This is a genomic window from Streptomyces sp. NPDC026538, assembly GCF_055567535.1.
This window is the reverse complement of the sequence record NZ_JBVHQG010000012.1, coordinates 216,854-232,193: the sequence shown is the minus strand read 5'-3', so window position 1 is coordinate 232,193 and position 15,340 is coordinate 216,854. Positions and strand designations below refer to the sequence as shown.

The 15,340-nt window shown below is 74.8% G+C and carries 6 protein-coding genes; all 6 read left to right on the top strand.

From position 1 onward, the window contains the following. Positions 1–352: 352 nt before the first annotated feature. From ACZ4N4_RS37805 to ACZ4N4_RS37780, 6 genes are read left to right on the top strand one after another with little or no spacing between them, the layout of a single operon-like run. Positions 353–7,294 carry an SDR family NAD(P)-dependent oxidoreductase gene (locus ACZ4N4_RS37805; protein WP_467597460.1) on the top strand — a complete coding sequence of 2,314 codons (6,942 nt, stop codon included), beginning with the start codon at positions 353–355 and terminating at the stop codon, positions 7,292–7,294. Between the two features lies 1 nt (position 7,295). Further along, on the top strand, positions 7,296–11,981 hold the full coding sequence (locus ACZ4N4_RS37800; protein ID WP_467597457.1) for a beta-ketoacyl synthase N-terminal-like domain-containing protein: 4,686 nt from the start codon (positions 7,296–7,298) through the stop codon (positions 11,979–11,981). Then, complete coding sequence (locus tag ACZ4N4_RS37795) at positions 11,978–12,295, top strand: acyl carrier protein (protein WP_467597455.1); 318 nt, start codon at positions 11,978–11,980, stop codon at positions 12,293–12,295. Before ACZ4N4_RS37800 ends, ACZ4N4_RS37795 begins: the two co-directional genes overlap by 4 nt. 3 nt (positions 12,296–12,298) lie before the next feature. Beyond that, positions 12,299–13,114, top strand: a complete 816-nt coding sequence (locus ACZ4N4_RS37790) for an alpha/beta fold hydrolase (protein WP_453563554.1) — start codon at positions 12,299–12,301, stop codon at positions 13,112–13,114. Beyond that, the gene (locus tag ACZ4N4_RS37785; protein ID WP_467597451.1) at positions 13,111–14,301 is read left to right on the top strand and encodes a glycosyltransferase; all 1,191 of its coding nucleotides are present in this window, start codon (positions 13,111–13,113) and stop codon (positions 14,299–14,301) included. Before ACZ4N4_RS37790 ends, ACZ4N4_RS37785 begins: the two co-directional genes overlap by 4 nt. Beyond that, positions 14,285–15,340, top strand: coding sequence for a class I SAM-dependent methyltransferase (locus tag ACZ4N4_RS37780; RefSeq protein WP_467597448.1), 1,056 nt, complete (start codon positions 14,285–14,287; stop codon positions 15,338–15,340). The genes ACZ4N4_RS37785 and ACZ4N4_RS37780 overlap by 17 nt, the downstream gene beginning before the upstream one ends.

The window sequence follows — 15,340 nt, the reverse complement described above, 5'->3', positions numbered from 1 at the left end:
GATCGAGCCAGCGGACCGAAGTCATCCGGAATTTACAGAGCTCGGCGCGGCCGCACGGGGTGTTGCGCCGGGGTGAGTGCCGGGTGAATGGCCCGGGTGCTTTGACGGTCTTGTGACGGTGTGACGCCGGTGCTCCACCGGTTCGGAGGCCGTTCCGGCGCAGTGGATTGCTCGGATTTTCGGCTCTTGCGGTGAATTCCCCCGACTGGCCGAATCAATGCCACCGCTCGTGATAGGGCCGTTCCGTTATTGACCCGCGAGTAATGAACTCGCTAGTTTCCGGGGGCCTCACCCCGAGCTTTCCGCCGCACACATCCCCCACCGTGCTGTCCTCCCGATTATTCGGAGCATCATGACGTCCCCTGTGCGTGCCGTCGACCTGATCATGTGCATCACCCCTTTCGGAGAACCCGACGCCCGGCTCGCCGCAGCGGTCTGTGCCGCCGGTGGACTCGGCGTGCTGGACCTGGGGCGCGGTGACCGAAGAACCCGGGAGGCGCTGGCCCGGCTGAGACGGGCGGCGCCGGCCCCCTACGGCGTGCGGGTCGCCCCCGGCTGCGCGCTCACCCCGGAGGATCTCGACCAGACTCCCGACACGGTGGTCCTGGCCGTCGGCGCACCCTGGACCGTCGATCAACTCAACTCCCGCAGCCGGGTGTTGGCCGAGGTGACCGATCTGACCGGGGCCCGCGAGGCAGTCGCGTCCGGAGTGCACGGGCTGATCGCCCGGGGCGCCGAGAGCGGCGGCCGGACCGGCGGTCTCAGTACCTTCGTCCTGCTCCAACAGCTGCTCGACACCCCCGAGTTGGAAGTACCGGTGTGGGCCTGCGGAGGCATCGGGCCGCGTACCGCGGCGGCCGCGGTGGCCGGCGGCGCGGCCGGAGTCGTCCTGGACAGCCAGCTGGCGCTGCTCGCCGAGTCCCGGCTGCCCGAGGCGACGGCGGCCGTACTGCGCTCCCTGGACGGCTCCGAGACGGCCGTCGTCTCCGGCCACCGGGTACTGCACCGGCGCGGTCCGGACGCCGTGCGCCCGCCCGCCGACGACCCGGCCGCGGTCGGCGCGCTGCTGGGCGCCGAGGACCTGCGCACCCAGCTGCTGCCGGTGGGACAGGACGGCTTCCTCGCCGCCCGGTTCGCCGAGCGCTGGGGCGATGCGCGGCGGACCGTACGGGAGCTGACGGCGGCGATCCGGGCGGGCGGCGCCGTTGCCCCGGACGCGTTACGCCCCGTCACCTCCGCCATGAGCCGCGCCCTGGGCACCCGGCTGCCCGTCGCCCAGGGCCCGATGACCCGGGTCAGTGACCGGGCCGCCTTCGCCGCGGCCGTCGCCGCCGACGGGGCGCTGCCCTTCCTGGCGCTGGCCCTCGCCGACGGTGCCCGCACCCGGGAGATGCTCACCGAGGCCAAGGCCGCCCTGGACGGCCGGCCCTGGGGCGTCGGCGTGCTCGGCTTCGCCCCCGAGGAACTCAGGAACGCCCAGCTCGACGCCGTACGGGAGTTGCGGCCCAGCCATGCGATCATCGCGGGCGGCCGACCCGCCCAGGCGGAGGCACTGGAGCGGGCCGGGATCAGCACCTTCCTCCATGTGCCCTCGCCCGGGCTGCTCCGGCAGTTCCTGGAGGCCGGGGCCCGCAGGTTCGTGTTCGAGGGCTCCGAGTGCGGCGGCCACGTCGGACCGCGCGCGAGCTTCCCGCTCTGGGAGGCCCAACTCGCCGTGCTGGAGGACTTCCCGCAGGCCGAGGGCCTGGAGGTGCTCTTCGCGGGTGGCATCCACGACGAACGCTCCGCGGCGATGGTCGCCGCGCTCGCCGCGCCACTGACCGCCCGGGGCGCCGCCGTCGGCCTGCTGATGGGCACCGCCTACCTCTTCACCGAGGAGGCCGTGGACCGGGGCGCGATCCAGCCCCTCTTCCAGCGTCAGGTCAGGGCCGCCGCCTCGACCGCCCTCCTGGAGACCGCACCCGGCCACGCCACCCGCTGCGTGCCCAGCCCCTTCACCCTCGACTACCACCGGCGCGAGGCGGAACTGCTGGCGAACGGGGTGCCGGACCGGCAGCTGTGGGAGGAGCTGGAGCGGCTCAACGTCGGCCGGCTGCGCATCGCCAGCAAGGGCGTCGACCGCGCGGACGGCGGCGAGCTGGCCCCGGTGGACGAGCAACGGCAACTCAACGAGGGGATGTTCATGGCCGGGGAGGTCGCCGTACTGCGCTCGGCGACGACCACCGTGGCCGCCCTGCACCACGCCGTGACCGACGGCGCCGCCGACTTCCTGGCCCGGCGGCGGCCGGCACCCGAACAGCGCCCGGAGCCGCCCGCCCCCGCCCCGCTCGACGTCGCGATCGTCGGCATGGCCGGGATGTTCCCGCACGCCCCCGACCTGGCCACCTTCTGGGCCAACGTGGTCGCCGGACACGACGCGGTCACCGAGGTCCCGCCCGAGCGCTGGGACCCGGCCGTCCACCACGCCGACGGCACCACCACCTCCAAGTGGGGCGGCTTCCTGCCCGCCATCCCCTTCGACCCGTTGAGCTACGGCATCCCGCCCGCCTCCCTCGGCCACATCGAACCGGTCCAGCTGCTCGCCCTGGAGGCCGCCCGACGCGCCCTGGACGACGCCGGATACGGCACCCGGGGACGCGAGTTCGACCGCTCGCGCACCTCCGTGGTCTTCGGCGCCGAGGCCGGCAGCGACCTCTCCAACGCGGCCACCCTGCGCGCCGTACTGCCCTCGTACCACGGCAAGGTCCCCGACGGCCTCGAAGAGCAGCTGCCGCGGCTCACCGAGGACTCCTTCCCGGGCATGCTCGCCAACGTCATCTCCGGGCGGATCGCCAACCGCCTCGACCTGGGCGGCGCCAACTACACCGTGGACGCCGCCTGCGCCTCCTCACTTGCCGCCGTCGACGTCGCCTGCAAGGAACTCACCGCCGGCACCAGCGACGTCGTCCTGTGCGGCGGCGCCGACCTGCACAACGGCATCAACGACTACGTCCTGTTCTCCTCGGTGCACGCCCTCTCGCCGACCGGCCGTTCCCGTGCCTTCGACGGCTCCGCCGACGGCATCGCGCTCGGCGAGGGCGTGGCCTGCGTCGTCCTCAAGCGGCTGGCCGACGCCGAGCGCGACGGGGACCGCATCTACGGTGTGATCAAGGGACTCGGCTCGTCGAGCGACGGCCGCTCCCTGGGCCTGACCGCACCACGACCCGAGGGGCAACGAGCCGCGCTGCTCCGCGCCTACCGCAACGCCGGTGTCTCCCCGGCGCAGGTCGGCCTGGTGGAGGCGCACGGCACCGGCACCGTCGTCGGCGACCGCACCGAACTCACCATCCTCAGCGAGGTGTTCGCGGAGGCCGGCGCGGAGAACGGCGGTTGTGCGCTCGGCTCGGTCAAGTCCCAGATCGGGCACACCAAGTGCGCCGCCGGACTCGCCGGGCTGATCAAGACCACCCTCGCCCTGCACACCGGGGTCAAGCCGCCCACCCTGCATCTGGACCGGCCCAACCCCGCTTGGAAGGAGGAGGACAGCCCGTTCGCCTTCCACACCGAGGCCCGGCCGTGGGCCACTCCCGCCGCCGAACGGCTCGCCGGAGTCAGCGCTTTCGGCTTCGGCGGCACCAACTTCCACGTGGTGCTGAGTGCCTACGACAGCGTCGTACCGCCGGAGCAGGGGCTGGACCTCTGGCCCGCCGAGCTGTTCCTGTTCCGCGGACGGGACGAGAAGGCCGCCCACCGGGGTGCCGAGGAGATCCTGCGGGCCGCCGAGACGGGGTCGTGGCGGCTGCGTGACCTGGCGCTCGCCGCCGCCCGCCGCTCGGACGCCTCGCACGAGCCGGTGCGGGCCGCGGTGGTGGCGCGTGACCCGGACGAACTGGCCGGGCAGCTGCGGCGGATCCTCGCGGGGGAGCACGATCCGGCCGCCGGCATCCACCTGGTCGACCCGACGGCCGACACCGACGCCAAGGTCGCGTTCCTCTTCCCCGGCCAGGGCAGCCAGCGCCCCGGCATGCTCGCCGACCTCCTGGTCGCCTTCCCCGAGTTGCAGCACTACCTCCAGCTCGGCCGCGCCCACGCCGGCCCCCTCTACCCGCCGACCGCCTTCGACGACGCCACCCGTGAGCGCCAGCGGGCCGCCCTCACCGACACCCGGGCCGCCCAGCCCGCCCTCGGCATCACCGGCCTCGCCGCCCACGCCCTGCTGACGGCGGCCGGGGTCCGCCCCGACATGGCCGCCGGACACAGCTACGGCGAACTCGTCGCCCTCAGCGCGGCCGGCGCCCTCACCCCCGAGACCCTCCTGGAGCTCAGCGCCGAACGCGCCGCCGCGATCCTGGCCGCCGCGGGCGACGAACCGGGCACCATGGCCGCCGTGTCCGGCCCGGCCGAGGACGTCGAGCGCGCGCTGCGTACCGCCGGCGTCCCGGACTCGGTCGTGGTCGCCAACCGCAACTCGCCCAAGCAGAGCGTGATTTCCGGCCCGACGGCAGAAGTGACCGAAGCCGTGAGGCGGTTGCGCGAGGGCGGGCTCGGCGCCAAGCGGATCCCGGTGGCCTGCGCCTTCCACAGCCCGGTGGTCGCAGGTGCCGGGGACCGGTTCGCGGAGGTGCTCGCGGAGACGGCCGTACGACCGCCCGAGTTCCCGGTGTGGTCCAACCGCACGGCGGCCCCCTACCCGCCCGAGCCCGCTGCCGTACGCGCCGAACTCGCCGCCCAGATCGGCTCCCCCGTCGCCTTCGCCGCCCAGATCGAGGCGATGTACGAGGCCGGGGCCCGGGTCTTCGTCGAGGCCGGGCCCGGCACCGTCCTCACCCGGCTCGTCGGGCAGATCCTCGGCGACCGCCCGCACACCACCGTGGCCTGCGAACCCCGTGCCGACAGCGGACTGCGCGGCTGGCTCGACGCTCTCGCCCGGCTGGCCGTGGCCGGGGCACCGGTACGCACCGCCTGGCTGCTGCGCGGCCGTGACGCCGTGGACGCGGTCCGCACCCCGGTGCCCCGGCGGCCCGGCTGGACGGTCGACGGACACCTCGTGCGCACCGCCGCCGGAGACCTCCTGCCCGGTGCCCTCGCACCGGCCCGACGAGTCGTGGAGACGACTGTGACGACGAACCAGCCGCACGGTGACCCGGCCGACCGGGACGCGCTGATCTCCGAATTCCTGCGCACCAGCCGGGAGATGATCGCCGCCCAGCGCGATGTGCTGCTCACCTACTTCGGAGCGACACCGGGGGCGGTGCCCGCCGCGCCGGTGTCACCGCAGCAGCTCGCCCCCGCCCTTGCGCCCGCTCTCGCCCCCGCCGGCATCGTCGTACCCGGGCCGGAGCCGGTGGCCGGGCCGGCCGCGCCCGCCGTGGAGCCGGCCGCGCGGACCGACGTCGAGCGGGTCGTCCTGGAGATCATCAGCGAGCGCACCGGCTACCCCGTCGACATGATCGAGCCCGACCTCGATCTGGAGGCGGACCTGAGCATCGACTCCATCAAACGGGCCGAGATCGCGGGGGAGCTGGCGAAGCGGCTCGGCATCGCGGGCGGGGCGGAGACCCTGGACGACGCCGAGCTGGAGGAACTGGCCAAGGCGCGGACCGCCGCGGCCGTCACCGGATGGCTGCGGGCCCGGGTCGACACCGGCGGCCGGCAGGAGGAGACGGCCACGGCCACCACCGGCGGCACCACCGAGCCGACGGGCGCCCCGGCCGAGCCGACGGCGGCGGCTGTCGCGGCTGGCACCTCGGAGCCCGCACCCGGCCCGCGCGTACCGGCGTCCGCACACCGGCCCGCCACCGCCGAGGAGGTTCCCCCGGGCGAGGCGCCGAAGCGGTTCGAGATGCGCCCTGTCGCGCTGGCGGAGCCGGCCGCCACGGCCGACCCGGCCGCCCTGCTGTCCGGCAGGCGTTTCGTGATCATCGGGGACGGCGCCCGACTGGCGGACCAGCACTCCGCGCACGGCGCCCAGCTGGCGGAACGGCTCTCCGGGTACGGCGCCGAGTGCCTGACCGTCGGCTCGGACCACCGGCTCGGCGAGGCGGACGGAACCGTGGACGGCGTGCTCTACCTGGGCGCGCTGCCCGGCAGTGACACGCCCGTGCTGCCGGACGCCTTCCCCGTGCTGCGGGCTGCCCTGGCGCACGGCCCGCGCTGGCTGCTGGCCGCCCGGGCCGCCGAGGGCGAGGACGCGGCCCGCTCGGCCGGGCTGCACGGTCTGTTCCGAACGGTCGCCCGGGAGTATCCGGACACGGTCGCCCGCGTCGTGACCCTCGCGGACACCGGACCGGCCGCCGTCGCCGAAGCGCTGCTCGCCGAACTGCTCGCACCGGACCCGGCCCCCGTGGTCCTGCGCACCGCCGCCGGCCGGCAGGGGCTGGAGCTGACCGAGGTACCGCTGGGCCCGCTCGGCAGCACCGGCGCCGGACCGGCCGGGGAGGGCGCCGCCGAGGCCGCCGCGCTCGGTCTGGACCGGGACTCCGTGGTGCTGCTGGTCGGCGGGGCCCGGGGCATCACCGCGAAGTTCGCGGCCGGGCTCGCCGCCGCCTGCCGCTGCCGTGTCGAACTGCTCGGCCGGACCCCCGCGCCCACCGGCCCCGAGGCGCCGGACACCGCCGTCGCCGGTACCCCCGCCGAACTCCGCGCGGCCCTCGCGGCCCGGGGCGGACTCAAGCCCGCCGAGGTCAACCGGGAGACCGAACTGATCCTCGCCCAGCGGGAGATCACCGCCACCCTGGACGAACTCGCCGCGCTCGGCGGCGAGGCGCGTTACCGGGCCGTGGACTTCCGCGACCGGGACGCCGCACTCCAGGCCGTCAAGGAGATCCACGCCGACCACGGCCGCCTGGACGGCGTCGTCTTCGCGGCCGGGGTGATCGAGGACCGGCTGATCGCCGAGAAGACCCCGGAGTCCTTCCAGCGGGTCTACGGCACGAAGACGAACGGCGCCACCACCCTGCTCGCCGCCCTCGAGGAGCTGCCCAACGGGCCGGGTTTCGCGGTGCTGTTCGGCAGCATCTCCGCCGTCCTCGGCAATCGCGGCCAGGTCGACTACGCCGCCGCCAACGACGCCCTGGAGAGCCTCGGCGCCGACTGGGCGGACCGCACCGGCAACCGGGCGCTGACCGTGCACTGGGGGCCGTGGGCGCCGACCGGCCGCCACACCGGCATGGTCAGCCCGGAGCTGGGGCGCGAGTACGCCCGGCGCGGGGTCAGGCTGATCGACCCCGACGAGGGCGCCGCCGCGCTGCTGCGCGAACTCGCCTGGGGCGCGGAGTCCGTCCGTGCCGTCGTCTACACCGCGTCGGGCTGGTGACATGACCGACGACCGACGACCGCCGGTCGCGATCGTGGGCATGGCGGTGCTGCTGCCCGGCGCCGCAGGGCTCGACGCGTACTGGAGAAACCTGCGCGACGGCGTGGACGCGATCGGCGAGGTGCCGGCAGGGCGCTGGGACGCGGACTACTACCGGCCCGGCTCGGCGGCCGGCCCCGCCGTCCCCGACCAGGTGTACTGCCGGCGCGGCGGCTTCGTGGACGGCCTCGCCGAGGTGGAGGTCACCCGGTACGGCATCATGCCGAACTCCGTCGACGGCACCGAACCCGACCAGCTGATCGCCCTCGACGTGGCCGCCGCCGCGATCGCCGACGCCGGCGGCGCGGACCGGCTGCCCGACCGGCACCGGGTCGGCGTGGTCCTGGGCCGGGGCGGCTATCTCACGCCCGGTCTGGTCCGGCTCGACCAGCGGGTCCGGACGGCCGGGCAGCTCGTGCGCACCCTGGGGGAGTTGGTGCCCGACCTCACGCCCGGCCAACTGGCCCGGGTGCGGACGGCGTTCACCGAACGGCTCGGGCCCGCCAGCCCCGAGTCGGCGATCGGCCTGGTCCCCAACCTCGCCGCCTCCCGGATCGCCAACCGCCTCGACCTGCGCGGCCCCGCCTACACGGTGGACGCGGCCTGCGCCTCCTCGCTGGTCGCCGTCGACCAGGCGGTCACCGAACTCACCGCCGGCCGCTGCGACCTGATGCTCGCCGGGGGAGTGCACCACTGCCACGACATCACCCTGTGGAGCGTCTTCTCCCAGCTGCGCGCGCTCTCCCCGAGCCAGCGCATCCGCCCCTTCCACCGCGAGGCCGACGGCATCCTCATCGGCGAGGGCACCGGTGTCGTCGTCCTCAAGCGTCTCGCCGACGCCGAACGCGACGGCGACCGCGTCTACGCCGTGATCCGCGGCACCGGCGTGGCCAGCGACGGTCGTACCGCCGGACTCGTCAACCCCGACCCGGGCGGCCAGACCCATGCCGTACGCCAGGCCTGGCGGGCCGCCGGTCTCGACCCCGCCGCCCCGCACTCCGTCGGGCTGCTGGAGGCGCACGGCACCGCGACCCCGGCCGGCGACGGGGCCGAACTCACCACCCTCGCCGAGGTGTTCGGGCCGAGCGGCGGCGACGAGCGGGCCGTGCTGGGCTCCGTGAAGTCGATGATCGGCCACACCATGCCGGCCGCCGGAGTCGCGGGGCTGGTCAAGGCCGCCCTCGCCCTGCACCACGCCACCCTGCTGCCCACCCTGCACTGCGACGACCCGCACCCCTCCCTCGCGGCCACCCGCTTCCGCACCCTGGACCGGGCCGAGCCCTGGGAGACCACCCCCGACCAGCCGGTCCGCAGAGCCGGCGTGAACGCCTTCGGGTTCGGCGGGATCAACGCACACGTGGTGCTGGAGGAGGCACCCGGCAGGCCTGCCACCGCCGTCGCGCCCGTCACGACGGTCACCGAGCCCGAGCGCGTCCTCCTCCTCGCCGCCCCCACCCCCGAGCAGCTCGCCGTCGCCCTCGACGCGGACGACTCCGCCGTCCTCGTCGCCGGCCTCGCCCCCGACCGTGCCCACCCGGAGGCCGGTCCGGCCCGTCTGGGCATCGTCGACCCCACCGCCAAACGGCTCGCCCTCGCTCGCCGCGCGGTTGCCAGGGGCCGGGCCTGGCAGGGCCGCAACGACGTGTGGTTCCGGCCCACCCCGCTCCTCGGCACCGGCAAGCTGGCCTTCGTCTTCCCCGGCCTGGAAGGCGAGTTCACTCCCCGCGTCGACGACATCGCCACGCATTTCGGCCTCCCCACCGTCAAGGGCTCCGCCGATCGGCACGTACGGGTCGGTGACGTGGGCCGTCACGGGTTCGGTGTCGTCGGCGTGGGGCGGCTCCTGGACAGCGCGCTGCGCCGGATGGGCGTGGTCCCGGACGCGGTCGCCGGGCACAGCGTCGGCGAGTGGACGGCGATGGTGGCCGCCGGTCTCTACTCCGGCGACCAGGTCGACGCGTTCATGGCCGGGTTCGACCCCGACGCGGTCACCGTTCCGGGCCTCGCCTTCGCCGCCGTCGGTGCCCCCGCCGAGCGGGTCCTGGCCGCCCTGGACGACGACTGGGCGGACGCCGGGATCGTCCTCTCCCACGACAACGCACCCGGCCAGTCGATGGTCTGCGGTCCGGACCGGGCCGTGGCCGGCTTCGTCCGCGCCTTCCGCGCCGACGGCGTGCTGTGCCAGGTGCTGCCGTTCCGGTCCGGCTTCCACACGCCGATGCTGGAGCCGTACCTGACGCCCATCAAGGAGGCCGCCGAGCGCTTCCGGCTGCACCGGCCCACCGTCCCGGTCTGGTCCGGCACCACCGCGGCCCCCTTCCCGCAGACCGAGGCGGAGGTGCGCGAGCTGTTCCTCCGGCACCTGTTGGAGCCGGTCCGGTTCCGGCAGCTGGTCGAGGCCCTGTACGCCGCGGGGCACCGCACCTTCGTCCAGACCGGCCCCGGCCAGCTGGCCTCCCTCATCGCCGACACCCTCGGCGACCGCGACCACCTGGCCGTCGCCGCCAACTCCCCGCACCGCTCCGGCCTCGGCCAGCTCCGGCGGGTGGCAACGGCGTTGTGGACGGCCGGCGCGGCCGTGGCACCGGCCGTGGCACCGGCCACCCCCGGCACGGGCGGCGCGCGGGGCGCGAGTACGCCGGTACGGCACCTCCCGCCCGTCCGTCTCGACCTGGACGGCGCCCTGGTCTCCCTGGACGGCCCGGTCCTGCACCGGCTCCGCGCCGAGCTGGGGCGGCCGACCGCGCCCACCGGCCCGTCCCCGCTCGACGACCTCGCCGTCCGCGTCCCGGCCGCCGCCGAACTCAGCGCGCTGTTGCGCGACACGGCGGAGACCGCGGTGACCGTCCTCACCGCACGCCGGACACCGGCCCCGCAGGTCCCGCAAGCCCTTCCAGCCCCGCAGGCCCCACCGGCCCTTCCAGCCCCGCAGGCCCCACCGGCCCTTCCGTCCCGGCAGGCCCCACCGGTCCCGCAAGCCCCGCCGGCCCCACAGCCCACACCGGTTCGGCAGGCCCCACCGGTCCCGCAAGCCCCGCCGGCCCCACAGCCCACACCGGTTCGGCCGGCCGCACCGGTCCCGTCGGCCCCCGCGGCGCGCACCACCACCGTCCGGGTGTCCCGGGACACCATGCCCCACCTGCTCGACCACTGCTTCTACCCGCAACGCGCCGACTGGCCCGACATCGAGGACCGTTGGCCGGTGGTCCCGGCCACCACCATCGTCCGGCACATGATGGACGCCGCCGAGGAGGCCACCGGACTGCGGGCGGTGGCCGTGCACGGCGCCCGCTTCGACCGCTGGCTCACCGCCACGCCCCCCGTCGACGTCCCGGTCACCGTCACCCCCGAGAGCCCCGGCCGCGTCTCGGTCACCTTCGGACCCACCGCCCGAGCGGTCGTCGAACTCGCCCCCGGCCACGCGCCGCCGTCCGCCGCCCCCACCGCCCCGCCGACCCCCGAACGCACCCCCGACCACACCGCCGCCCAGCTCTACTCCGAGCGCTGGATGTTCCACGGCCCGGCTTTCCAGGGCGTCACCGAACTCACCGCGATCGGCGACCGGCACGTCCGCGGGGTGATCACCACGCCCGCCGCCCCGGGCGCCCTGCTGGACAATGTCGGCCAGATCCTCGGCTACTGGATCATGGCCACCCGCACCGAACGGACCGTCGTCTTCCCGGTGGGGATGCGGGAGACCCGCTTCCACGGCCCGCATCCCGCGCCCGGCACCGAGGTCGGCTGCCTGGTGCGGATCACCTCGCTCACCGACACCGTCCTGGAGGCGGACGTGGAGCTGACCGTCGAGGACCGGGTGTGGGCCCGGATCGGGGGCTGGCAGGACCGGCGCTTCGACAACGACCCGCAGACCCGCCCCGTCGAGCGCTTCCCCGACCGCAACACCCTCTCCGAGGTGCGGCCGGGCGGCTGGGCACTCGTCCACGAGCGCTGGCCGGACCTCGCCTCCCGTGAGCTGATCATGCGCAACTCCCTGGGCGGAGTGGAGCGTTCGCAGTACGCCGCGCACCCGCCGCGCGGCCGCAGGCAGTGGCTGCTCGGCCGGATCGCCGCCAAGGACGCGGTCCGGCAGTGGCTCTGGCAGCACGGCGAGGGCCCCGTCTTCCCGGCCGAACTCCGGGTGCACAACGACGAGTTGGGCCGACCGTACGTGTCCGGTGTGCACGGCCGCACGCTGCCCGCGCTGGACGTCTCGCTCGCCCACCGGGCCGAGGCGGCGGTGGCGATCGTACGACCGCACCGGCCCGGGCCCGGCCCGGGCATCGACCTCGAAGAGGTCACCGAACGGGACCCGGCCGCCCTTGCGGCCGCCCTCGGCGCGGACGAACTGAGCCTGCTGCGCGAACTCTCCGGAACCGGCTCCACAGCGCTGTGGTTCACCCGGTTCTGGGCCGCCAAAGAAGCCGTCGCCAAGGCGGAGGGCACCGGATTCGACGGCCGCCCGAGGGACTTCGCCGTCCTGGAGGCGGCCCCGGACGGCAGCCGGCTGCTGGTCTCGGGCCGGCTGGAACGCGCCTACCCGGTGCACTGCGCGCCGGTCCGCAACCCCCCCGCACTGCCGCACCGCGACTACGTCGTGGCCTGGACGACCGGACCGGCAGCCGCAGACCCAGAGGAGGACCCGCGATGAATCCGACCGAGCCCGAAGTCCGCGCCGACGAGGAGGCGGTGCTCGCCGACCTCACCCGGATGCTCCGCACCCTCCTGGAGGAGTACGGCGACGACGACGCCGAGATCGGCATGGGCACCACCTTCAACCGCGACCTGGAGCTGGAGAGCATCGACCTGGTCACCCTCGCCGGACTCCTGGAGGAGCGGTACGGAAAACGGGTCAACTTCGCCGAGTTCCTGGCCGGGATGGAGTTCGACGAGATCATCGGGCTGACCGTCGGCCGGCTGGTGGAGTTCGTCGTGTGGAGCCTGAAGGCCACGGAGGCGGGCTGAGCCATGGCGATCGTCGACACCGGAGACATCCGGCTGCACGTGCAGAGAATGGGCCCGGGTCAGGGCCGTACCCCGGTCGCCACCGTGGTCCTGGTCCACGGGCTGCTCACCGACAGCCTCGCCAGCTACTACTTCACCGTGGCGCCCGCCTTCGCCGCCTCCGGCCTGGACGTGGTCATGTACGACCTGCGCGGCCACGGCCGCAGCGGCCGGCCGTCCGGCGGCTACACCCTCGACCACAACATCGACGACCTGGAGGCCCTGCTCGACCAGTTGTCGATCACCGGCCCGGTCCACCTCGTCGGCAACTCCTACGGCGGCACCATCGCCTTCGGCTACGCGGCCCGCCATCCCGGACGCGCCGCCAGTCTCACTCTCATCGAGTCCGAGCCCGCCACCGCCGCCTGGGCGGACAAGCTCGGCGGCATCCTGCGCCGGGTGGTCACCGAACTCGCCCACAACGAGCCGGACGCCATCGCCTGGATCACCGCGAACCGCAGCCACAACACCGCCCGCCTGGCCAGGGGCGCGGCCCGGCTGGCCCGCGAGACCTCCCTCGGCCGGGACATCCCGGCCAGCCGGGTCCTGACCGAGGAGCAGATCAGCGCCGTCCGCTGCCCGGTCCTCGGGGTGTACGGCGGCGACTCGGACCTGGTGGAGGTGGTCCCGCTGAAGGAGGCCCTGCTGGCGGACTACCGCTCGGTGGTGCTGCCCGGACACGAGCACTCCGTGCTGGTCGAGGCGGCCGGCACGGTCGGCGGTCACATCATGGAGCTGATCCACTCGGTCAGCGGGGCGCGGGCGGCCGGCGTCCGGTGAGCGGCTACCTCTTCGTCGTGCCTCCCCTGGTCGGGCACATCAACCCGGCCGTCGGCGTGGCCGCCGAACTCGGCGCGCGCGGGCACCGGGTGGCCTGGGTCTGCCCCGACCCCGGGCTGCTGCGCCGGCTGGCGGGAGCCCAGGCGCGGGTGTACCCGTGCGCGGGGACGGCCGAGGGTGAACGGCCCGCCGACCTGCGCGGCGCGGAGGCGCTGAAGTTCCTGTGGGAGTGGTTCCTGGTGCCGCTCGCCGAGGCGATGGCGCCCGGGGTCCGGGCGGCCGTCGACGACTTCCGCCCCGATGTGGTGGTCGCCGACCAACAGGCCTTCGCCGGCGCCCTGGTGGCCGAGCGGCTCGGCCTGCCCTGGGCGACCTCCGCGACCACCTCCGCCGAGTTCGGCGGCGCCTACGACGGCATCCCCAAGGTCGCCGAGTGGCTCCGGGCCCGGCTCGCGGAGCTCCGGGACCGCGTCGGCGACCCGGCGGGCACCACCGACCCGCGCTTCTCGCCGTATCTGACGCTCGCCTTCACCACTCCCGAACTGGCTGGCAGCACACCTCACATGACGAGCCGTCACGTCGGGCCTTCGATCTCACAGCGGCCGGTGGCCGACGGCTTCCCCTGGGAGTGGCTGGACCCCAGCCGGGAGCGGGTCCTCGTCTCGCTCGGCACCGCCAACGCCGACGTCGGCGGCCGGTTCCTGGCCGAGTGCGTGGCCGCCGTGCGCGAACGCGCCCACCGGGTGCAGGCGTTGGTGGCCGATCCCGGAGGCACCCTGCCCCCCGCCACCGACGACAAGGACATCCTGATCCTGCCCTCGCTGCCCCAGCTCCCGCTGCTGGAGAGGGTCGACGCGGTCGTCTGCCACGCCGGGCACAACACCGTGTGCGAGGCCCTCTGGCACGGCGTCCCGCTGGTCGTCGCCCCCATCCGGGACGACCAGCCGGTGATCGCCGGGCAGGTCGTGGACGCGGGCGCGGGCGTCCGGGTCAGATTCGGCCGGGTCACCGCACAGCGGCTGGGGGAGGCCCTCGACACCGTCCTGTACGAGCCCGGCCCGCGCACCGCGGCGGCCCGGATCCGCACCGCGTTCCGAGCCGCGGGCGGCGCACCGGTCGCCGCGACCCATTTGGAAGACCTGGCAGTCGACTCGCACCTCAGGAGACCCGATGAGCAAGCAGAGTGAGATCGAGGCGCGGCGCTCCGCCTACCAGCGGGACCTGGCCGACGGCGCCGACCGCTTCTTCGTACCCCGCCGCACCACCTGCCCCTGGTGCGCCTCCGACCGGCTGACCACCCGGCTGCGCACCACCGACCTGCTCCAGCACAAGCCCGGCCGCTTCCTCCTGGACCGCTGCCAGGCGTGCGGGCACACCTTCCAGAACCCACGCCTGAACAGCACCGGCCTGGAGTTCTACTACCGCGACTTCTACGACGGCCTCGGCGAACAGAAGATGAGCGGCACCTTTGGCGCGCGCACCAAGATGTACCGGGGCCGTGCCGAGTCCATGCTCCCGCACGACGCCACCCCCAAGAACTGGCTCGACGTCGGCACCGGCCACGGCCACTTCTGCGAGGCCGCCCGCGAGGTGCTGCCCGGCACCGCCTTCGACGGCCTCGACTTCACCGACGGCGTCGAACTGGCCGCCCGCGAGGGCCGCGTGGAGCGCGCCTACCGGGGCGACTTCCCCGAGCTGGCCCCCGACCTCGCGGCCGGCTACGACGTGGTCAGCATGTTCCACTACCTGGAGCACAGCACCGACCCCGACAGCGAACTCCGCGCCGCCCACCAGGCGGTACGCCCCGGCGGCCACCTCCTCATCGAGGTACCCGACCCGGAGAGCCGCTACGCCCGGCTGCTCGGCCGCTGGTGGCTGCCCTGGCTCCAGCCGCAGCACCTGCACTTCGTCCCCGTCGCCAACCTCCGCGCCCGCCTCACCGAACTGGGCTTCACGGTGGTCGCCGAACAGCACGCCGAGGCACACGACCCCGTCGACCTGCTGGCCGCCGTCTGGCTCGCCCTGGACCACACCGCCCCGCGCGAGGACGCCCCCTGGCTGCCCCGTCCGCCGGGCGCCCTGCGGAAGACGGCACGCGCCGCCCTGCTCCTCGCCGGGATCCCGGCCCTGATCGCGGGCACGCTCGCGGACCGCTTCGCCGTACGGCCGTTCTCGCACCGGCTGCGCGTCTCCAACGCCTACCGGATCGTGGCCCGCCGCGACTGA